At 70.5% G+C, this 21,065-nt stretch carries 16 protein-coding genes; 12 read left to right on the top strand and 4 right to left on the bottom strand.

All coding sequences use genetic code 11. From position 1 onward, the window contains the following. Positions 1 to 53 precede the first annotated feature (53 nt). From AB0D27_RS18860 to AB0D27_RS18845, 4 genes are all read right to left on the bottom strand, one after another. Complete coding sequence (locus AB0D27_RS18860; protein ID WP_362509570.1) at positions 54 to 2,447, bottom strand: DUF3488 and transglutaminase-like domain-containing protein; 2,394 nt, start codon at positions 2,445 to 2,447, stop codon at positions 54 to 56. Then, complete coding sequence (locus tag AB0D27_RS18855) at positions 2,444 to 3,808, bottom strand: DUF58 domain-containing protein (protein WP_362509567.1); 1,365 nt, start codon at positions 3,806 to 3,808, stop codon at positions 2,444 to 2,446. The genes AB0D27_RS18860 and AB0D27_RS18855 overlap by 4 nt, the downstream gene beginning before the upstream one ends. After that, positions 3,808 to 4,845 carry a MoxR family ATPase gene (locus AB0D27_RS18850; RefSeq protein WP_362509564.1) on the bottom strand — a complete coding sequence of 346 codons (1,038 nt, stop codon included), beginning with the start codon at positions 4,843 to 4,845 and terminating at the stop codon, positions 3,808 to 3,810. The genes AB0D27_RS18855 and AB0D27_RS18850 overlap by 1 nt, the downstream gene beginning before the upstream one ends. Before the next feature lie 266 nt (positions 4,846 to 5,111). Beyond that, positions 5,112 to 5,660 (bottom strand): carbonic anhydrase, encoded by a 549-nt coding sequence (locus AB0D27_RS18845; RefSeq protein WP_362509561.1) that lies wholly within the window; start codon positions 5,658 to 5,660, stop codon positions 5,112 to 5,114. Positions 5,661 to 6,084: 424 nt separating this feature from the next. On the opposite strand from AB0D27_RS18845, the gene rsmH reads away from it, so the two are divergent. From rsmH to pgeF, 12 genes are all read left to right on the top strand, one after another. Continuing rightward, positions 6,085 to 7,041 (top strand): 16S rRNA (cytosine(1402)-N(4))-methyltransferase RsmH, encoded by a 957-nt coding sequence (gene rsmH / locus AB0D27_RS18840; RefSeq protein WP_362509558.1) that lies wholly within the window; start codon positions 6,085 to 6,087, stop codon positions 7,039 to 7,041. Positions 7,042 to 7,385: 344 nt separating this feature from the next. Next, positions 7,386 to 7,964: a hypothetical protein gene (locus AB0D27_RS18835; protein WP_362509555.1), complete on the top strand. Its 579-nt coding sequence runs from the start codon at positions 7,386 to 7,388 to the stop codon at positions 7,962 to 7,964. Between the two features lie 5 nt (positions 7,965 to 7,969). Beyond that, positions 7,970 to 9,922, top strand: coding sequence for a penicillin-binding protein 2 (locus tag AB0D27_RS18830; protein ID WP_362509552.1), 1,953 nt, complete (start codon positions 7,970 to 7,972; stop codon positions 9,920 to 9,922). A gap of 57 nt (positions 9,923 to 9,979) precedes the next feature. Continuing rightward, positions 9,980 to 11,635: a UDP-N-acetylmuramoyl-L-alanyl-D-glutamate--2,6-diaminopimelate ligase gene (locus AB0D27_RS18825; protein ID WP_362509549.1), complete on the top strand. Its 1,656-nt coding sequence runs from the start codon at positions 9,980 to 9,982 to the stop codon at positions 11,633 to 11,635. 4 nt (positions 11,636 to 11,639) lie between these two features. Continuing rightward, a complete protein-coding gene (gene murF, locus AB0D27_RS18820; RefSeq protein ID WP_362509546.1) occupies positions 11,640 to 13,055 on the top strand; it encodes a UDP-N-acetylmuramoyl-tripeptide--D-alanyl-D-alanine ligase in 1,416 nt (471 codons plus the stop codon). Continuing rightward, a complete protein-coding gene (gene mraY, locus AB0D27_RS18815) occupies positions 13,052 to 14,125 on the top strand; it encodes a phospho-N-acetylmuramoyl-pentapeptide-transferase (RefSeq protein ID WP_362509543.1) in 1,074 nt (357 codons plus the stop codon). The genes murF and mraY overlap by 4 nt, the downstream gene beginning before the upstream one ends. Then, entirely contained in the window at positions 14,107 to 15,525 is a 1,419-nt protein-coding gene (gene murD / locus AB0D27_RS18810; protein ID WP_362509540.1) for a UDP-N-acetylmuramoyl-L-alanine--D-glutamate ligase, read from the top strand. Before mraY ends, murD begins: the two co-directional genes overlap by 19 nt. A 68-nt stretch (positions 15,526 to 15,593) precedes the next feature. Then, entirely contained in the window at positions 15,594 to 16,955 is a 1,362-nt protein-coding gene (ftsW, locus tag AB0D27_RS18805) for a putative lipid II flippase FtsW (RefSeq protein ID WP_362509537.1), read from the top strand. A 6-nt stretch (positions 16,956 to 16,961) separates the two neighbouring features. Beyond that, positions 16,962 to 18,053: an undecaprenyldiphospho-muramoylpentapeptide beta-N-acetylglucosaminyltransferase gene (murG, locus tag AB0D27_RS18800; protein WP_362509534.1), complete on the top strand. Its 1,092-nt coding sequence runs from the start codon at positions 16,962 to 16,964 to the stop codon at positions 18,051 to 18,053. A gap of 25 nt (positions 18,054 to 18,078) precedes the next feature. Then, positions 18,079 to 18,864, top strand: coding sequence for an FtsQ-type POTRA domain-containing protein (locus AB0D27_RS18795; protein ID WP_362509531.1), 786 nt, complete (start codon positions 18,079 to 18,081; stop codon positions 18,862 to 18,864). A gap of 275 nt (positions 18,865 to 19,139) precedes the next feature. After that, positions 19,140 to 20,330 (top strand): cell division protein FtsZ, encoded by a 1,191-nt coding sequence (gene ftsZ / locus AB0D27_RS18790; protein ID WP_362509528.1) that lies wholly within the window; start codon positions 19,140 to 19,142, stop codon positions 20,328 to 20,330. After that, positions 20,327 to 21,064, top strand: a complete 738-nt coding sequence (gene pgeF, locus AB0D27_RS18785; protein ID WP_362509525.1) for a peptidoglycan editing factor PgeF — start codon at positions 20,327 to 20,329, stop codon at positions 21,062 to 21,064. The genes ftsZ and pgeF overlap by 4 nt, the downstream gene beginning before the upstream one ends. Position 21,065 lies beyond the last annotated feature (1 nt).

Genomic DNA, 21,065 nt, shown 5'->3' with positions numbered 1-21,065 from the left:
GCGGGACGACTGCCCACAGCGGTCGCGGGTAGCGGCTGGCCGGATCGCCGGCGTCAGCTGTTCTGACTGGATGGGCGGCGGCGCAGAAGTGTCTCCCGGTGGGCCCTGGCCCGGGATGTGAGCGTCGCCCAGTTGGCCGCGGCGGCCCAGGCGACGCGGATGGCTGAGCGGGGGAGGAGGAGAGCGCGGAGGCGGCCGGTACGGCCGGCGGAGGCGCGCAGGGTGTCCACGATGCGGTGGGCGTCGTCCGCGAGGCCGGCCACAGGTCGCGGACGCGGGGCGTACAGGACCTGCTCCACAGCCGCCGCCACCCGGTGCACCGAGGCCGACGCGGCCTCATCGAGACTCCCGAGACGGACGATGCGCGCGGCGGACCTGCGCGGGGTCTGGGACTCGTCCGGCGCGATCCCGTAGTCCCACGCCGTATCGGTCACTTCCTGCCAGGCCTCCAGTGTGTACGCCGCCGTGTCCGCCTCGGTGCGGCCGTGCCCGCCGAGCCGTACGGCCCGTATCCGCATCCGCCACAGCATCGGCAGCAGCGGCACTCCCAGCACCAGAAGGCCGGCCAAGGTCAGCCCAAGGATCTTGAACCACGGCCAGTTGTCGTCGTGCGAGCCCACCGCCGCGAGCGAGGACTCGCTCGGGCACGCCTGAAGCTTCCGCTGCTGCACCGAGCAGCTCTCGCTGGCCGACGGGGCGGTGGAAGGTGCCGTGGACGTCGACAGGGTCGGCTTCGGCACGCTCGGCACGTCGTTGCCCGGCGTTTCCGTCTGGGTGTACTGGGGCACCGTGCCCCGGTTCGGAGTGGGCTCGAAGCGGGTCCAGCCCACGCCCTCGAAGTACAGCTCGGGCCAGGCGTGCGCGTCACGCAGGCCCACCGACATGGAACCGTCCGCCTGCGGGGAGCCGGGAGTGAAGCCCACCGCCACGCGGGCCGGTATCCCGAGCGTCCGGGCCATCGCGGCCATCGCGAAGGAGAAGTGGACGCAGAAGCCCTCCTTCTCCTTGAGGAAGCGCGCGATCGCGGCGGAGCCGCTACCGACCTGCACCTGTGTGTCGTACCGGAAGTTGCCGCTGACGGCGAAGTAGTCCTGGAGTTTGACCGCCTGCTCGTAGTGGTTGCTCGAGCCCTCGGTGACCTTTCGGGCGGTCGCCGCCACCACCGGGGGCAACGACTGCGGCACTTTGGTGAACTCGCGCTTGAACGCCGCCGACGGCTCCGGCGCGCTCGCGAGCTGCTCCGCGGTCGGCCGCACGATCAGGCTCGTCACCTCGTACTGCGCGCCGCGCGTGCTCTGACCGTGGTCCCCGACGAGGGTGCGCCCCACGGGCTCGTACCGCCAGCTGCCCTTGATGTCCACCTTGCTGGCCGGGTACGGCATCGGGAGCCAGTCCTGGGCGTACCAGTCGGCCGCCGAGATCCGGGTCTGGATCGAGGCCCGCTGGACATCGCTGCCGAGGCCGATCGGCGTCGGGAACGTGTCGGGCACACCCTCGATGTGCCGCTGGGCGGGCTTCCAGGCCGTGCCGTCGAAGTCGTCCAGGGAAACGATCCGCAGATACAGATCCTGGGTGTCGTCGGTGTTGGTGCGGTACGACATGACCTGGCGGTCCTCGTCCACGTTCAGGCTGTCGCGGAGGGAGACCAGCGGGTTCACCGCGGAGATCGTGCCACCGCCTCCGGAGCCCGTCCCCACGCCCGTCCCCGCGCCGTCCAGCAGGCCGCCGTCGAGCGAGGGCAGGGCGAGCGGCACCACCAGCGCGATGCCCAGCGCGACCGCGCCGATACGCCGGCCGGTGCGGACGGGCGCGACGACGCCTCCCGCCAGGTCGGGACCGGGTGTGCTGGGCGCCCCGCCGAAGACGCGGCCCCACTGGGAGAGCCGGTCGCGGCCCTCGGCCAGCAGCAGCATCAGATAGCCGGCGGCGGCCAGCAGGAACCACAGCCATGCGGCCCCGCCGCCGGACAGGCCCGCGGCGACCGAGTACAGCGCGAGCAGCGGCAGGCCGGCGGGCGCCGCGCTGCGGTACGTCACCGCGAGCGCGTCCACCGCGAGTCCGATCACCAGGACGCCGCCGACCAGCATCAGCCGGATGCCGTCGGACAGCGGCGCCGGAATCGAGTACCGCCCGACGTCGTCCGTGCCCGCCTGCAGCAGCACTCCGAAGTGCTGGAAGACGTCGGGCCCCGGGACGATTCCGATGACGGCCTGCTGCCGGGCGAAGACCAGCGTCAGCAGCATCAGCGTCACCAGCGCCTGCACCGCCAGGGTCAGCGGCCGGGCCAGCGGAACCCGCCGGGTCAGCGCGCCCACACCGGTCTGCACCGCGACCAGGAACGCCGCCTGGAAGATCCACGTCGCCGGGTCGACCAGCGGCAGCAGGGCGCAGGCGGCCATCAGCGTGGCCGCGGCCGCGCACAGCGCCAGTCGCGCTCGCCCGCTCATGAGCGACCACCCCCCGCAGTACTCCCCGTCGACGCCATGTGCGTGCGCTGCCGGTCCGCCTCCCGCCACAGGTCGGCGAGCGCCGCTCCCCGCGGCGCCATCACGGTCGTCCAGCCCGCCTCGCGCAGCATGCGCAGTCGACCCTCGCTCCTGTCCAACGGGCCGGGGACGTCGGTCGGTTCCCGGACCCACGACTCGCTGTCCAGCAGGAAGGCGACGGCCCCGCCGCTGCGTTGGCGCATCTTGCCGAGCACCGTCGCCTGCTCCTCGTCCAGGTCGCCGAGGAAGGCGATCAGCAGCCCCTCGTTGCCGCCGCGCAGCACGTCGTACGCCCGGGACAGGCCCGCACCGTCCGAGTGGTCGATCACGGCGAGCGTGTCCATCATCAGTCCGGCGGCGTCCGCCGACTCCTGGCTGGCGCCCGTGAACCCGTCGGCGCCCTCGCCGGGCACAGAACTGCCGGTGTCCGTCAACAGCCGTACGGAGAAGCCCCGTTCGAGCATGTGCACCAGCGTCGACGCCGTGCCCGAGACGGCCCATTCGAAGGCCGAGTCGGGGCCCGCGCCCTGGAAGGCGATGCCCCGGGTGTCGAGCAGCACCGTGCAGCGAGAGCGCTGGGGCTGCTCCTCACGGCGGACCATCAACTCGCCGTAGCGCGCGGTCAGACGCCAGTGCACCCGGCGCAGGTCGTCGCCGTAGCGGTAACCGCGCGGGATTATGTCGTCCTCGCCGGCCAGCGCCAGCGAGCGCTGCCGTCCGTCTCCATAGCCCTTCGCCTCGCCGGTCAGCCGCACCGGCGGCAGCGCCTCCACGCGCGGGATGACCGTCAGGGTGTCGTACGTCGAGAAGGAACGGGTCAGCTCGCACATCCCGAACGGGTCGGTGAGCCGCAGTTGCAGCGGACCCAGCGGATAGCGGCCGCGCAGGTCCGAGCGCACGCGGTAGGACACCTCGCGGCGGCCGCCCGCCTCCACCCGGTCCAGGACGAAGCGGGGCCGCGGACCGAGCACGTACGGCACCCGGTCCTGGAGCATCAGGAGGCCGGTGGGCAGCCGCGAGACGTTGTCCATCAGTAGATGGACGCGGGCCTCGGAGCCCGCGGGCACCCGCCCGGGGGAGAGCCTGCGGCTGCCCGCGACCCGGTAGCGGGTGCGGTACAGCACGGTCGAGCAGACCAGCGGCAAGGCCGCGAGCAGCAGACCGACCCGGAGCAGATCGCTCTGCCCCAGGACGTAAGCACAGATCGCGGCGGCGACTCCGGCGGCCAGGAAGGAGCGCCCGCGCGTGGTGAGCCCGGCGAGCGCGGTGCGCAGCCCGCCCTTGTCCTCCTCGGCGGTGTGCTCCGTGCCCCCTTGCGTCATCAGAGCCTCCGCGGCGGCTGCTGGCCGTAGGCGGTTGCGCCCCGGCCCATCGTGAGGCCGGTCTGCTGCTGGGGAGCCGCGGGCACGGGGGTGCGCTGCAGGAGCTCCTGGACGACCTGCTCGGCCGTGCGGCGGTTCAACTGCGCCTGGGCCGTCGGCAGCAGACGGTGGGCCAGGACCGCCACCGCGAGCGCCTGGATGTCGTCCGGCAGTGCGTACTCCCGGCCGCTGAGCGCGGCGGACGCCTTCGCGGCGCGCAGCAGGTGCAGCGTGGCACGCGGCGAGGCGCCGAGTCTGAGGTCGGGGTGGGTGCGCGTGGCCGCGACCAGATCCACCGCGTAGCGCCGGACGGGATCGGCGACATGGACCGTGCGGACCGCGTCGATCAGCTTCACGATCTCGTGCGCGTGGGCGACCGGCTGGAGATCGTCCAGCGGGTTCACCCCGCCGTGGATGTCCAGCATCTGCAGTTCGGCGTCCGCACTGGGATAGCCGATGGAGACGCGGGCCATGAAGCGGTCGCGCTGGGCCTCGGGCAGCGGGTAGGTGCCCTCCATCTCGACCGGGTTCTGCGTGGCCACCACCATGAAGGGACTGGGCAGTTCGTAGGTCTGTCCGTCGATGGTGACCTGGCGCTCCTCCATCGACTCCAGGAGTGCGGACTGCGTCTTGGGCGAGGCGCGGTTGATCTCGTCGCCGATCACGATCTGGGCGAAGATCGCGCCCGGCTTGAACTCGAAGTCCCGGCGCTGCTGGTCCCAGATGGACACACCTGTGATGTCCGAGGGCAGCAGGTCGGGCGTGAACTGGATACGCCGCACCGAGCAGTCGATGGACTTGGCCAGTGCCTTGGCCAGCATGGTCTTGCCAACGCCCGGGACATCCTCGATCAGTAGATGTCCCTCGGCGAGCAGCACCGTCAGCGAAAGCCGTACGACCTCAGGCTTGCCTTCGATCACTCCTTCCACCGAACTGCGGACACGCTCCACAGTGGCGGTCAGATCCGTAAGGCTCGCTCGATCGTCATAGGTCGTCACCCGGCCCTCCTCGGCCCTTTCTCGGGCCGACGCCCTGTGCGGACCGGCCCACCCCGAAACACGGACACCACGCGGGAGAAGTTCCGCGTGACGCCACACCCGCATTCTTGTTGCCGTTACCGGTTCGTGTCACTCGCCTGTGGATAACTGGCCGCGATATGTCAGGTCTTGCGGTCCTATAGGCGCCGGAGAGGCGGGGTGTTTTCGTGAAGAGAGAGTCCCACGAGGTGCTGACTGTCGGCGAGCGGGGGTCGTGGCAGTGCCGGTCAGGCGGGGTCGATCTCGCGCAGCAGACCGCTCGTGACGTCGAAGACGAAGCCGCGTACGTCGCCGGTGTGCAGCAGGAACGGAGAGGTGCGCACACGCTGCATCGACTGCCGTACGTCCTGTTCGACGTCCCTGAAGGCCTCGACCGCCCACGCGGGGCGCTGGCCGACCTCCATCTCCAGCTCGTGCCGGAAGTCCTCGGTGAGGGACTCCAGGCCGCAGCCGGTGTGGTGGATGAGGACCACGCTGCGGGTGCCGAGCGCCCGCTGGCTGATGGTGAGGGAGCGGATCACGTCGTCGGTGACCACGCCGCCCGCGTTGCGGATGGTGTGGCAGTCGCCGAGCTCCAGGCCGAGCGCGGCGTGCAGGTCGAGCCTCGCGTCCATGCACGCGACCACCGCGACGTGCAGCACGGGACGGGCGTCCATCCCCGGGTCCGTGAATGCGGCGGCGTACTGCTGGTTCGCGTCGACGAGACGGTCCGTCACGGTGCCGTCGGTCGATATGGCGTCTTCGGGTTCGGTGGGAACGGATGCAGAAGTCGTCATACCTATGACGGTACTGGTCACGTATGCAGGAGTCCTGCTGTGAGAGGGGACAAAGAACGTCATCGTGGCTTGTTGTGAGGTAACCCACACGGGCGGTGGCGGGGCACCCATAAGGATGGTTCATGCGGATTTGGGGCTTCGGCGGGAGCGGCGGCGACGACGCGCATGCCAGTTGATTGACCGCGAGACACGGTGGACTAAAGTGACGCGAAGCGGGAGGCGAGGCTCTCCCTGCTGGACTGTTATCCCCTGGGGACCCGGAGATTTTCCGGCGTCTCCCCGCGTGCGCGGCGCGTACGTACGGCTCGGCCTCCTCCCGCTCCCGGTCGGCTGACGCCACTCACCCGGCGCCAGCAGGCCTCCCCTTCTCGAGCGGGCGGGGACCCGGCGGTGCGTACGGCCGCGCCGGACCTGAGAGGGCCCCTTGAGTCATAGTCGACACGTCCCGGTGATGCTCCAGCGGTGCCTGGACATGTTGGCCCCGGCCCTCACCGAGCCGGGAGCCGTCGTCGTCGACTGCACTCTGGGACTCGGCGGCCACAGCGAGGCGCTGCTCAGCCAGTTTCCCGAGGCTCATCTCGTCGCCCTGGACCGCGACAAGGAGGCGCTGCGGCTGTCCGGAGAGCGACTCGCCCCCTTCGGTGACCGGGCCACCCTGGTGCACGCCGTCTACGACGAACTCCCCGACGTGCTCGACCGCCTCGGCATCCCGCGCGTCCAGGGCGTGCTGTTCGACCTCGGCGTCTCCTCCATGCAGCTCGACGAGGCGGACCGCGGGTTCGCGTACGCGCAGGACGCCCCGCTCGACATGCGCATGGACCAGACCACCGGTATCAGCGCGGCCGAGGTGCTCAACACCTACCCGCCGGGTGAACTGGTGCGCATCCTGCGGGCGTACGGCGAGGAGAAGCAGGCCAAGCGGATCGTCTCCGCGATCGTCCGCGAACGCGACAAGGAGCCCTTCAGCAACAGCGCGCGGCTCGTCGAGCTGATCCGTGACTCGCTGCCCCAGGCCGCCAAGCGCACCGGCGGCAACCCCGCCAAGCGCACGTTCCAGGCACTGCGCATTGAGGTGAACGGCGAATTGAGCGTCCTGGAGAGGGCGATTCCGGCGGCCGTGAAGGCGCTCGCCGTCGGCGGTCGCATCGCCGTGCTGTCGTACCACTCGCTGGAGGACCGGCTGGTAAAGCAGGTGTTCGCGGCCGGCGCCGCCACGACCGCGCCGCCCGGCCTGCCGGTCGTCCCCGAGCGTTACCAGCCCCGGCTCAAGCTGCTCACCCGCGGTGCCGAACTTCCCACCGAGGAAGAGGTCGCCGAGAACCGGCGAGCGGCTCCCGCCCGGCTGCGGGGGGCGCAACGCATCCGCGAGGACGCCGAGTGAGGCGCGGGCAGGGGGAGGGCACGTGAGTCCGCACCGGGTTGGGGGTCCAAACTCTCCGAGCGGCGGTCAGTGGGGAAAACAAACCCGCGGGGTAGCGGTGAGGTGGGAAGCCAAACTCACCACGACCGCCGTGAACAGGAAAGCAAACCCCCGGGCGCCCGTCGATCGGAAGAACCAATCCCCCGCGCTGCTCGGTCGGGGGAGCGAACCCGCGGCCCTGATCAGCCGGGGGAGCGAACTCGCGGCGCCGGTCAGTCGGGGGAGCGAACTCGCGGCCCTGGTCAGTCGGGAGATCAAACCCCCGGAGCTCGTCAGCCGGGAAGTCAAACCCGCAGGGAGGGCGCGTGCGTAGGAAACCCGAACTGAGGGGACGTGCCGCCCGGCTCGCGCGGCTGCTCCCGGCCGGTGCCAGCCAGGCCGCCCGAGCCCCCTTCGTCCTGCTGGTCGTCCTCCTGCTCGGCGGCGGACTCATCGGGCTCCTGGTGCTGAACTCCGCGCTCAGTGAAGGGTCGTTCCGCCTGGACGACCTGCAGAAGGACACCAAGAGCCTCACCGACGAGGAACAGGCCCTCCAGCGGGATGTGGACGCCTACTCCGCCCCCGACGCCCTCCAGCGCCGCGCCCGCGAACTGGGCATGGTCCCGGGCGGCGACCCCGCCTTCCTCAACCCCGACGGCACCGTCAAGGGCGTCCCCGGAGCCCCCGCCCAGCAGTCCTCCGCACAGGCCCCGATGGTCCTCGCGCCCGAGGCGCTCGCCTCCGCGCCGACCGCGAACCCGACGCCCATGGTCCCGACACCGACCATGACCCCGACGCCCACCATGATCCCGACGCCGACCGTGATCCCGAACCCGGCGGGGGCCACCAGCGCCGTCGCCCCGCCCGCCCCGTCCGCACAGCTCTCCACAACCCCCGGCAGGTGACGGAAGTGTCCGACAGGGAACCGCCGCGCCGCCGCGTGCCCGGCCCCTCCAGGCCCGTACGCCCCAGCGGGCAGCGACGCCCGGGCCCCGGCGCGCGCCCCGCACGCCGCCCCGGCGCACCCCGCCCGCAGGGCCCGAGCGCCATCCGGCTCGGCAGCCCCCGCCCCCGTCTGCGCATGGTCAGCCTGGCGCTGACCCTGGTGATGATCGCTTTCGTCGTGCGACTGCTCCAGGTGCAGGCCGTGGACGCGAGCGCGTACGCCGCGAAGGCCGAGCAGAACCGGTACGTCGGGCGCACGCTGGCCGCCGAGCGCGGCGGGATCACCGACCGCAATGGCGTCGAGCTGGCGACGAGCGTGGACGCGTACGACATCACGGCCGATCCGACGATGTTCACGCGGCAGGCGACGAAGGTGACGGACGCGCCCGAGCAGGCCGCGGCGCTGCTCGCCCCGATCCTCGGCCAGAGCGTGGACAGCGTCGCCGGCAAGCTGCGGACGAAGAACACCCGCTACACCTTGCTCGCGCACCGCCAGACCCCCCAGGTCTGGAAACAGATCAAGGACCTGAAGACCACGCTCGGGGCCAAGGCGGAGACCGACAAGAGCACGATCAACGTTCTAGCGGGCGTCCTCGCGGTCCCCGCCAGCAAGCGCGTGTATCCGAACGGTGATCTCGCCGCCGGGATACTGGGCTGGGTCAACTCCTCCGGCAAGGGCGGCGGAGGTGTCGAGCAGCAGCTGAACAAGGAACTCGCCGGCAAGGACGGCAAGATCCGCTACGCCCAGTCCGGCGGCCGTCAGGTGCCGACCGTGGGTTCCACCGAAACGCCCGCCGTGGCCGGCTCCGACGTCGAGCTGACCATCGACCGCGACATCCAGTGGGCGGCGCAGAACGCCATCACCGAGCAGGTGAAGAAGTCCGAGGCGGACCGCGGGTACGTGATAGTGCAGGACGCCCGGACCGGCGAGATCCTCGCCATGGCCAACTCGCCGGGCTTCGACCCGAACGACCTCTCCCAGGCCGACTCGACGGCCCTGGGCAACGCGGCCCTCCAGGACGCCTACGAGCCCGGCTCCACCGCCAAGGTCATGTCGATGGCCGCCGTGCTGGAGGAGAACGTGGCCACGCCGGAAACGCATGTGATCGTGCCCAACCGGCTGCACCGCGGTGACCGGCTCTTCCAGGACGACATCGACCACGCGACCTGGGACCTGACGCTCAACGGCGTGCTCGCCAAGTCCAGCAACATCGGCACCATCCTGGCGGCCGGCCAGCTCGGCAAGACGCAGCAGCAGGCCAACCAGGTCCTCTACTCGTATCTGCGCAAGTTCGGCATCGGCAGCTACACCGGGCTCGACTTCCCCGGCGAGACGAAGGGCATCCTCGCGCCCGCGGCCAAGTGGTCGACCTCGCAGCAGTACACGATTCCTTTCGGCCAGGGCATGTCGATCAACGCGATGCAGGCGGCCTCCGTCTACTCGACGATCGCCAACGGCGGCGTGCGCGTCGAGCCGACGCTGGTGCGCGGCACGAAGGGCCCGGACGGCCGCTTCACCCCCGCCGCCCAGCCCAAGAAGACAAGGGTCGTGAGCGAGAAGACGGCCAAGACCCTCGCCCAGATGCTGGAGTCCGTCGTGGACGACGAGCAGGGCACCGGCGCCAAGGCGCGCATCCCCGGCTACCGGGTCGCGGGCAAGACGGGTACGGCCAACCGCGTGGATCCGGCCACCGGCAAGTACCACGGCTACACCTCGTCGTTCGCCGGATTCGCCCCCGCGGACAACCCGCGGATCACCGTCTACTGCGCGATCCAGAACGCCACCAAGGGCGGCTACTTCGGCGGTCAGATCTGCGGACCCATCTACAAGCAGGTCATGGAGTTCGCCCTGAAGACCCTCCAGGTACCGCCCACCGGAGCCCAGTCCGCCAGACTGCCGGTCACGTTCACGCCGTGATTCCCCCCGACCGCACGCCCTGATCAGCTCCTCCGCACAACGGACCAGGAACAGCTCGTGACAACGATCACCCCGGATTCCGGGAACCAACCGCCGCCGCGGCCCTCGCTTCGCTCCATCGGGGGTGCGCCCGGTACGCTCACCGCCGTGCCACACGCTGATCAGTCCCAAACCACCCAGAAGGGCGTTCCTGTGACATATCCGGGGCCGCCTCGACCGGTTCACGTCTCCGCCACACCCCTCGCGGAACTCGCCGATCAGCTGGGTGCCACCGCCCCGGCGTCGACCGCGGAGGTCACGGGCATCACCCATGACTCGCGGGCCGTGCGCCCCGGCGACCTGTACGCCGCGCTGCCCGGCGCCCGCCTGCACGGCGCCGACTTCGTGACCCAGGCCGCGAGTCTTGGTGCCGTCGCCGTCCTTACCGACCCGACCGGCGCCGAGCGCGCCGTGGCCACCGGTCTGCCGGTGCTCGTCGTCGAGGACCCGCGAGGGTCGATGGGCGAGCTGGCGGCCACGATCTACGGCCACCCGGGGCGCGACCTGCTCCAGATCGGCATCACCGGCACCTCCGGCAAGACCACGACGGCCTACCTCGTCGAGGGCGGCCTGAAGACGGTCCGCTCCACCGGGCTGATCGGCACGGTCGAGACGCGCATCGGTGACGAGCGCATCAAATCGGAACGTACGACCCCCGAAGCCACCGACCTGCAGGCCCTGTTCGCGGTGATGCGCGAGCGTGGCGTCGAGGCCGTCGCGATGGAGGTCTCCAGCCACGCGCTGGTTCTCGGCCGCGTCGACGGCTGCGTCTTCGACATCGCCGTCTTCAACAATCTCAGCCCGGAACACATGGAGTTCCACTCCGACATGGAGGACTACTTCCGGGCCAAGGCGCAGCTGTTCACACCGCGCCGCAGCAAACTCGGCGTCGTCAACCACGACGACGAGTACGGGCGCAGGCTCACCAAGGAAGCCACCGTCCCGGTCGTCACCTTCTCCGCCGAGGGCCACCCCGACGCCGACTGGCGCGCCGAGGACGTCGAAGTCGGGCCCATGGACTCGACGTTCACCGCGGTCGGCCCCAAGGGCGAGCGGATCACCGCCCGCTCGCCGCTCGCGGGCCCCTTCAACGTGGCGAACACCCTCGCCGCCGTCGTCGCCCTCGCCGAGGCCGGCCTCGACCCGCAGGCCGCCGCCGACGGCATCGCCGCCGTGCCGGGCGTCCCGGGCCGGCTGGAGCGCGTCGACGCGGGCCAGCCCTACCTGGCCGTCGTCGACTACGCGCACAAGACGGACGCCGTCGAGTCGGTCCTGCGCGCCCTGCGCAAGGTGACGTCCGGCCGGCTGCACGTGGTGCTCGGCTGTGGCGGCGACCGCGACAAGAACAAGCGGATGCCGATGGGCGCGGCCGCGGCCCGGCTCGCCGACACCGCCGTACTGACCTCCGACAACCCCCGCTCCGAGGACCCCCTCGCCATCCTCGCCACGATGCTCGCGGGCGCCGCCGAGGTGCCCGCGCACGAGCGCGGAGAGGTCCAGGTCTTCGAGGAACGGGCCGCCGCCATCGCCGCCGCCGTCGCCCGCGCGCAGCCGGGCGACACGGTGCTGGTCGCGGGCAAGGGCCATGAACAGGGCCAGGACATCGCCGGGGTGGTGCGTCCCTTCGACGACCGCCAGGTGCTTCGCGAAGCTATCCAGCAGACCCAGGGATGAACTTGTGATCGCCCTCTCTCTCGCCGAGATCGCAGCAGTCGTCGGCGGGCAGACGTACGACATACCGGATCCGGCGGTGCAGGTCACCGGACCGGTCGTCCGAGACTCCCGTGAGGTGAGGTCCGGCAGCCTCTTCGTCGCCTTCGCGGGCGAGCGTGTGGACGGCCACGACTTCGCCGAGGCGGTGATCGGGGCGGGCGCGGTCGCCGTACTGGCGTCCCGCCCCGTCGGCGTGCCCGCGATCGTCGTCGACGACGTGCAGACGGCGCTGGGCGCCCTCGCGCGCCATGTCGTCGAGCGGCTCGGCGCGACCCTCGTGGCCCTCACCGGCTCCGCGGGCAAGACCAGCACCAAGGACCTGATCGCACAGGTGCTGCGCACCAAGGCGCCGACCGTCTTCACACCGGGCTCGCTGAACAACGAGATCGGGCTGCCGCTCACCGCGCTCAGCGCCACCGAGGAGACACAGTTCCTCGTGCTGGAGATGGGCGCCCGCGGCCTCGGCCACATCCGGTACCTCACCGAGCTCACCCCGCCGAGGATCGGCCTCGTCCTCAACGTCGGCACCGCCCACATCGGCGAGTTCGGCGGCCGCGAACAGATCGCGCAAGCAAAGGGCGAGCTCGTCGAGAGCCTTCCGCCCTCCGAAGCAGGCGGCGCCGCGGTCCTCAACGCCGACGATCCCCTCGTACGCGCCATGGCGTCCCGCACGAAGGCACGCGTGATCCTCTTCGGAGAGTCCGACGAAGCGGACGTACGCGCCGAGAACGTCCGTCTCACGGAGAGTGGACAGCCTTCCTTCAGCCTTCGCACACCCTCCGGGTGCAGCGATGTGACCATGCGCCTGTACGGTGAGCACCACGTGTCGAACGCGCTCGCCGCGGCCGCCGTCGCCCATGAGCTGGGCATGTCCGCAGACGAGATCGCCCGCGCGCTCTCCGAGGCGGGCTCCCTCTCCCGCTGGCGGATGGAGGTCACCGAGCGCCCGGACGGCGTGACGGTCGTCAACGACGCCTACAACGCGAACCCCGAGTCCATGCGAGCCGCCCTGCGCGCGCTCGCGGCGATGGGCAAGGGGCGGCGGACCTGGGCGGTGCTCGGTCAGATGGCCGAGCTCGGGGACGAGGCGCTCGCCGAGCACGACGCGGTCGGACGGCTCGCCGTCCGGCTCAACGTCAGCAAGCTCGTCGCGGTCGGGGGCAGGGAAGCGTCCTGGCTGCAACTGGGCGCATATAACGAGGGTTCGTGGGGTGAGGAGTCGGTGCACGTGTCCGACGCACAGGCGGCTGTCGACCTGTTGCGCAGTGAACTGCGCCCGGGAGACGTCGTACTCGTGAAGGCGTCCAGGTCGGTCGGGCTCGAACGGGTGGCCCAGGCGTTGCTCGACGGCGGCGTTGAGGGTGAGGTTTCCGCCCGATGATGAACCAGATCCTGTTCGCAGGAGTCATTGGCCTCTTCCTGACCCTGATCGGCACCCCGCTGCTGATCAAGCTGCTGGCCCGTAAGGGCTACGGGCAGTACATCCGCGACGACGGCCCGAAGGAGCATCACAGCAAGCGCGGTACGCCGACCATGGGTGGTATCGCCTTCATCCTGGCGACGATCATCGCGTACTTCCTGTCCAAGGTGATCACGGGCAAGCCGCCGACCTTCTCGGGTCTGCTGGTGCTCGGACTGATGGCCGGCATGGGCCTGGTCGGCTTCCTCGACGACTACATCAAGATCGTCAAGCGGCGGTCGCTCGGTCTGCGGGCCAAGGCCAAGATGGCCGGCCAGCTGATCGTCGGTACCTCCTTCGCGGTCCTCGCGCTTCAGTTCGCGGACAACCGTGGCAACACCCCGGCCTCCACGAAGCTCTCCTTCGTCCAGGACTTCGGCTGGTCCATCGGCCCGGTGCTCTTCGTGGTCTGGGCTCTGTTCATGATCCTCGCCATGTCGAACGGTGTGAACCTGACGGACGGTCTGGACGGACTCGCCACCGGTGCCTCCGTGATGGTCTTCGGCGCGTACACGTTCATCGGCGTCTGGCAGTTCCAGGAGTCCTGCGCCAACGCGGCGACCTTGACCAACCCGGCCGCCTGCTATGAGGTACGCGATCCACTCGACCTCGCGGTCGTCGCCTCCGCGCTCATGGGCGCCTGCTTCGGCTTCCTGTGGTGGAACACCTCGCCCGCCAAGATCTTCATGGGCGACACCGGTTCGCTGGCGCTCGGCGGCGCGCTCGCGGGTCTCGCGATCTGCTCCCGCACTGAGTTCCTGATCGCGCTGCTCGGCGGCCTCTTCGTCCTGATCACCATGTCGGTCGTCATCCAGGTCGGCTCCTTCCGCCTGACCGGCCGGCGCGTCTTCCGCATGGCCCCGCTCCAGCACCACTTCGAACTCAAGGGGTGGTCCGAAGTCCTTGTGGTGGTCCGCTTCTGGATCATCCAGGGCATGTGCGTGATCGTCGGACTCGGCCTCTTCTACGCAGGATGGGCAGCCAAGAAGTGACCAACTGGCAGGGCAAGCACGTCACCGTCGCCGGCCTCGGCGTCTCCGGTATCCCGGCGGCCAAGGTGCTGCACGGCCTCGGCGCGGTCGTCACGGTCGTCAACGACGGCGATGACGAGCGCTCCCGGGCCCAGGCCGCGGAGCTGGAGGCGCTCGGTGTCACCGTGCGCCTCGGTGACGGCGCGACCCTGCCCGAGGGCACCGAGCTCATCGTCACCGCGCCCGGCTGGAAGCCGGACAAGCCGCTGTTCGCCGCGGCCGCCGCGGCGGGCGTCCCGGTCTGGGGCGACGTCGAACTCGCCTGGCGGCTGAGGGGCCCCGACGCGGCCCCCTGGCTCGCGGTCACCGGCACCAACGGCAAGACCACCACCGTCCAGATGCTCGCCGCCATCCTGAAGGCGGCGGGACTGCGCACGGCAGCGGTCGGCAACATCGGCGTCTCGCTGCTCGACGCGGTCCTCGGCGAGGAGACGTACGACGTCCTGGCGGTGGAGCTGTCCAGCTACCAGCTGCACTGGGCGCCCTCGCTGCGCGCGCACTCGGCCGCCGTACTGAACCTCGCGCCCGACCACCTCGACTGGCACGGCTCCATGGAGGCGTACGCCGCCGACAAGGGCCGTATCTACCAAGGCAATCGGGTCGCCTGCGTCTACAACGTGGCCGACAAGGCCACCGAGGACCTGGTGCGCGAGGCGGACGTCGAGGAGGGCTGCCGGGCGGTCGGCTTCACGCTCGGTACGCCCGGGCCGTCCCAACTCGGCGTGGTCGAAGGCATCCTGGTCGACCGCGCCTTCGTGGAGAACCGGCAGAAGAACGCGCAGGAGCTGGCGGAGGTCTCGGACGTCCGTCCGCCGGCCCCGCACAACATCGCCAACGCCCTGGCGGCGGCGGCCCTCGCGCGCGCCTTCGGTGTGCCCGCCCAGGCCGTACGCGACGGGCTGCGCGCCTTCCGTCCCGACGCCCACCGCATCGCGCACGTCGCCGATGTGGACGGCGTCGCGTACGTCGACGACTCCAAGGCCACCAACACGCATGCGGCGGAAGCCTCTTTGGCTGCCTACGAGTCGATCGTGTGGATCGCGGGCGGGCTCGCCAAGGGGGCGACCTTCGACGAACTGGTCGCCAAGTCGGCAAAGCGGCTTCGGGGTGCCGTGCTCATCGGTGCGGATCGTGCGCTGATCCGTGAAGCCCTCGCGCGACACGCCCCGGAAGTACCGGTCGTCGACCTCGAGCGGACCGACACTGGGGCGATGCTCGCGGCTGTCCAGGAGGCCAAGCGGCTCGCCCGGCCCGGGGACACGGTGCTGCTCGCCCCGGCGTGTGCGTCCATGGACATGTTCGCCAACTACAACAAGCGCGGTGACGCGTTCGCGGAGGCGGTTCGCGAACTCGGCGCCTGACCCGGCCGCCTTGCCGGGCGACCCTGGGAGGGACGGACGCGTGACATCGCCCAGGCCCGGAGACGCCGATGCCCAGTAGCCGTACCGGCCGACCTCCCGTGCAGCGCGCCACCGGACGGCCCGCCGTCCCCCGGGCGTCGCGCGACAACCCCGTACGCCGCTTCGCCACCCGCGTCCGCAAGGCCTGGGACCGGCCGCTGACCGCGTACTACCTGATCCTGGGCGGCAGTCTGCTGATCACCGTGCTCGGTCTGGTGATGGTCTACTCGGCCTCGCAGATCACGGCGCTCCAGCTGTCGCTGCCGGGCTCCTACTTCTTCCGCAAGCAGTTCCTGGCGGCCGCGATCGGCGGTGTGCTGATGCTGGTCGCCTCACGGATGCCGGTGAAGCTGCACCGGGCGCTGGCGTACCCGATCCTGGCGGGCGCCGTCTTCCTGATGGCCCTGGTGCAGGTGCCGGGGATAGGGATGGCGGTCAACGGCAACCAGAACTGGATCTCGCTCGGCGGCTCCTTCCAGATCCAGCCCAGTGAGTTCGGCAAGCTCGCGCTCGTGCTGTGGGGCGCCGACCTGCTCGCCCGCAAGCAGGACAAGGCGATGCTGGCGCAGTGGAAGCACATGCTCGTGCCGCTCGTGCCGGTGGCCTTCATGCTGCTCGGGCTGATCATGCTCGGCGGCGACATGGGCACGGCGATCATTCTCACAGCCATCCTCTTCGGGCTGCTGTGGCTGGCCGGAGCGCCCACACGGCTGTTCGCGGGCGTGCTGTCGGTGGCGGCGACGATCGGTGTCATCCTGATCAAGACCAGCCCGAACCGCATGGCCAGGCTCGCCTGTATCGGCGCCAGCGACCCGGGGCCCGGCGATCACTGCTGGCAGGCCGTGCACGGGATCTATGCCCTCGCCTCCGGTGGACTCTTCGGTTCCGGTCTTGGCGCCAGTGTGGAAAAATGGGGCCAACTGCCCGAAGCGCACACCGACTTCATCTTCGCCATCACCGGGGAGGAACTGGGCCTCGCGGGGACGCTGTCGGTACTCGCCCTCTTCGCGGCTCTAGGCTATGCGGGTATCCGCGTGGCCGGACGCACGGAGGACCCCTTCGTGAGGTATGCCGCGGGAGGCGTGACCACCTGGATCACGGCCCAGGCCGTGATCAACATCGGTGCGGTGCTCGGTCTGCTGCCGATCGCCGGGGTCCCGCTCCCGCTGTTCTCCTACGGGGGGTCCGCGCTGCTGCCGACCATGTTCGCCATCGGACTGCTGATCGCCTTCGCGCGCGACGACCCCGCCGCGCGGGCGGCGCTTGCGATGCGGCAACCTCGCTTTGGCAGAAAGCGGGCTGCGGTGAGAGGCTCCGCGGGGGCCGCGGGGCCTCGGAGATGGAACACGATGCGACGGCGCGCCGCGGCGCGTTCGTCCGGAGAGCGGTGAATTTCGGTGCATGTCGTACTCGCCGGCGGGGGGACCGCCGGCCACATCGAGCCCGCGCTCGCCCTCGCGGACGCCCTGCGCAGGCAGGACCCGACCGTGGGAATCACGGCCCTGGGCACGGAACGCGGACTTGAGACCCGACTCGTACCCGAGCGCGGCTACGAACTCGCGCTGATCCCCGCCGTCCCGCTGCCGCGCAAGCCCACGCCCGAGCTGATCACCGTCCCCGGGCGGCTGCGCGGCACGATCAAGGCGGCCGAGCAGATCATGGAGCGCACCAAGGCGGACGCGATCGTCGGCTTCGGCGGCTATGTGGCGCTGCCCGGCTATCTCGCGGCCAAGCGTCTCGGTGTGCCGATCGTCATCCACGAGGCCAACGCCCGGCCGGGGCTCGCCAACAAGATCGGTTCGCGCTACGCCGCCCAGGTCGCCGTCTCCACGCCGGACAGCAAGCTGCGCGGCGCCCGCTACATCGGCATCCCGCTGCGCCGCTCCATCGCCACCCTCGACCGGGCCGCCGTACGCCCCGAGGCGCGCGCCGCGTTCGGGCTCGACCCCAACCTGCCGACGCTGCTGGTGTCCGGCGGTTCACAGGGCGCTCGGCGCCTCAACGAGGTGGTCCAGCAGGCGGCTCCGTACCTCCAGCAGGCGGGCATCCAGATCCTGCACGCGGTCGGTCCGAAGAACGAACTGCCGCAGGTGCACCAGATGCCGGGAATGCCCCCGTACATCCCGGTACCGTACGTGGACCGGATGGACCTCGCGTACGCCGCGGCCGACATGATGCTCTGCCGCGCGGGCGCGATGACCGTCGCCGAACTCTCCGCCGTCGGGCTCCCCGCCGCCTATGTCCCGCTGCCCATCGGCAACGGCGAACAGCGGTTGAACGCCCAGCCGGTGGTCAAGGCCGGCGGCGGGCTCCTTGTCGACGACGCGGAACTGACGCCCCAGTGGGTGCAGCAGAACGTGCTGCCCGTGCTCGCCGACCCGCACCGGCTGTACGAGATGTCCCGCGCCGCCAGCGAGTTCGGCCGCCGGGACGCCGACGACCTGCTCGTCGGCATGGTGTACGAGGCGATCGCCTCACGCCACCGCTAGGTTCGCATGAGGGAAGGCAGGGAGCGTGGCCGGACCGACGACCGCCGAGCGCGGTGAACGGCAGAAGCTGAAGTCCGGCCCGCCCCGGCCGCCCCGACTGGGGCGGCTGCCCAGGCCTCGTACGCTCATCATCCTTATGATCGCCGTGGTGTTGGCCGGGGCCGCTTCGGTCTGGCTTCTCTACGGTTCGCGGTGGTTGCGGGTGGAGGGCGTGTCGGCTTCCGGGATGCGGGTGCTGACGGCTGAGCAGGTGCGAGATGCAGCCGATGTTCCGGTCGGTTCCCCGTTGATTTCCGTCGACACGGATGCGATTGAGGCGCGATTGCGCCGGAAATTGCCCCGAATTGACTCGGTTGATGTCGTCCGTTCCTGGCCGCATCGAATCGGGCTGAAAGTGACCGAGCGCACTCCGGTCCTGATTGTCGAAATGGGCTCAAAGTTCGTCGAAGTGGACGCCAAGGGCGTGCGATTCGCCAGGGTTTCTGACGCACCGAAGGGCGTACCGGCACTGGAATTGACCGTGCCTCAGTCGGCTGCGGCGCGCCGCTTCCCCGTCGACCGGCTGGTGCGCGAGGCGGTGCAGGTCGCCGGTGACATTCCGGCCGCCGTCGCCCGTGACACCCGTATCCTCAAGGTCCGTTCGTACGACTCCATCTCGCTGGAGTTGGAGGGTGACCGCACCGTCGAGTGGGGCAGTGGTGAGAAGGGCCGCGCGAAGGCCAGGACACTCACCGCTCTCATGAAAGCCGCTCCCGGGGCCCGGCACTTCGACGTGAGTGTGCCCACCGCCCCGGCGTCATCGGGGAGTTGACGCACATCCGCGCAGGCCAGCACCCTGGTTGGGCAGCGCTACGCCTGATCACATAGGGTGAAAAGAAAAACGGGAGGTTCGGCGTGTTCGTTGAACGTGCGCCACTTGTCGACTTAGTGTCCTGTTCGGAAGAGTCCAAGGAACAGACACACTGGTAACCCTAAACTTCAGCGTTAGGGTTCGGGTCGGCGTTCGGACCGTCCCATTCGGCATCAGTCGTCGGATCGCGACCGTGCGAGGCGACGACACGTAACTCGAGGCGAGAGGCCTTCGACGTGGCAGCACCGCAGAACTACCTCGCAGTCATCAAAGTCATCGGTGTCGGCGGCGGTGGTGTCAATGCCATCAACCGGATGATCGAGGTCGGTCTCAAGGGCGTCGAGTTCATCGCCATCAACACCGACGCGCAGGCGCTGTTGATGAGCGACGCCGACGTCAAACTCGACGTCGGCCGCGAACTCACCCGCGGACTCGGCGCCGGAGCCAACCCGGCCGTCGGCCGCAAGGCCGCCGAGGACCACCGCGAGGAGATCGAGGAGGTCCTCAAGGGGGCCGACATGGTCTTCGTGACGGCCGGTGAAGGCGGCGGTACCGGCACCGGCGGCGCGCCCGTCGTCGCCAACATCGCCCGCTCGCTGGGCGCCCTCACCATCGGCGTGGTCACACGCCCGTTCACCTTCGAGGGACGGCGCCGCGCCAACCAGGCCGAGGACGGCATCGCGGAACTCCGCGAAGAGGTCGACACCCTCATCGTCATCCCGAACGACCGGCTGCTGTCCATCTCGGACCGCCAGGTCTCGGTCCTCGACGCCTTCAAGTCGGCGGACCAGGTCCTGCTCTCCGGTGTTCAGGGCATCACCGACCTCATCACCACGCCCGGCCTGATCAACCTCGACTTCGCCGACGTCAAGTCCGTGATGTCCGAGGCCGGTTCGGCGCTCATGGGCATCGGCTCGGCCCGCGGCGACGACCGCGCGGTGGCGGCGGCCGAGATGGCGATCTCCTCGCCGCTCCTCGAGGCCTCCATCGACGGCGCCCGCGGCGTCCTGCTGTCCATCTCCGGCGGCTCCGACCTCGGCCTGTTCGAGATCAACGAAGCCGCCCAGCTGGTCAGTGAGGCCGCGCACCCCGAGGCCAACATCATCTTCGGCGCGGTCATCGACGACGCCCTCGGCGACGAGGTACGGGTCACCGTCATCGCCGCCGGCTTCGACGGCGGCCAGCCCCCCGCCAAGCGGGACACCGTCCTCGGCTCGTCCTCGGCCAGGCGCGAGGAGCCCGCCCCGGCGCGCCCCTCCGAGAGCCGCCCGTCCTTCGGCTCGCTCGGCAGCGTCACGCCGAAGGAGACGCCGGAGCCCGCCCCGGAGCCGGTGAACGAGCTTCCGGTCTCCCCGCCGGTCCCGCCGTCCCGCTCCTACTCGGACAGCGCGGCCGAGGAGCTGGATGTGCCGGACTTCCTGAAGTGATAGGCCAGCGCTCAGGAACGAGCACAGTGAGCGGCGCCCACTTCGCCTTCACCGACCGGTGGGGCGGGGTGAGCGCCGTTCCGTACGAGGAGCTCAACCTCGGCGGAGCGGTCGGCGACGACCCCGACGCCGTACGGACCAATCGTGAACTGGCCGCCAAGTCGCTGGGACTGGACCCGGCCGGGGTGGTCTGGATGAACCAGGTGCACGGGCCCGATGTGGCCGTGGTCGAGGAGCCGTGGGGGGATCGTCCCGTGGCCGAGGTGGACGCGATCGTCACGGTGCGGCGGGGGCTCGCCCTCGCCGTCCTCACCGCCGACTGCACGCCGGTCCTGCTGGCCGATCCGGTCGCCGGAGTCGTGGCCGCCGCCCACGCGGGGCGGCCCGGCATGATCGCCGGGGTCGTCCCCGCCGCCGTACGGGCCATGGTGGAACTCGGCGCCGAGCCGGCCCGGATCGTCGCCCGCACCGGACCCGCGGTCTGCGGCCGGTGCTACGAAGTGCCGCGGGAGATGCGCGCCGATGTCGCCGCCGTCGAGCCGGCGGCGTACGCCGAGACCAGTTGGGGCACGCCCGCGGTCGATGTGACCGCCGGAGTGCATGCGCAGCTTGAACGGCTCGGGGTGCACGACCGGGAGCAGTCGCCGGTGTGCACGCTCGAGTCGGAGGACCACTTCTCGTACCGCAGAGACCGCACCACCGGGCGGCTCGCGGGCTATGTCTGGCTGGACTGAT

Source organism: Streptomyces sp. NPDC048415 (assembly GCF_040651675.1).
In the GTDB taxonomy this organism is placed as follows: domain Bacteria; phylum Actinomycetota; class Actinomycetes; order Streptomycetales; family Streptomycetaceae; genus Streptomyces.
The sequence above is the reverse complement of the archived record's forward strand: the minus strand, read 5'-3'. Positions and strand labels throughout refer to the sequence as shown.

Excerpts from the sequence above, each read along its gene's own strand:
- AB0D27_RS18860 (WP_362509570.1), bottom strand. The coding sequence starts at position 2,447 with ATGAGCGGGCGAGCGCGACTGGCGCTGTGCGCGGCCGCGGCCACGCTG.
- AB0D27_RS18855 (WP_362509567.1), bottom strand. The coding sequence starts at position 3,808 with ATGACGCAAGGGGGCACGGAGCACACCGCCGAGGAGGACAAGGGCGGG.
- AB0D27_RS18845 (WP_362509561.1), bottom strand. The coding sequence starts at position 5,660 with ATGACGACTTCTGCATCCGTTCCCACCGAACCCGAAGACGCCATATCG.
- mraY (WP_362509543.1), top strand. The coding sequence starts at position 13,052 with ATGATGAACCAGATCCTGTTCGCAGGAGTCATTGGCCTCTTCCTGACC.
- murD (WP_362509540.1), top strand. The coding sequence starts at position 14,107 with ATGGGCAGCCAAGAAGTGACCAACTGGCAGGGCAAGCACGTCACCGTC.
- ftsW (WP_362509537.1), top strand. The coding sequence starts at position 15,594 with ATGCCCAGTAGCCGTACCGGCCGACCTCCCGTGCAGCGCGCCACCGGA.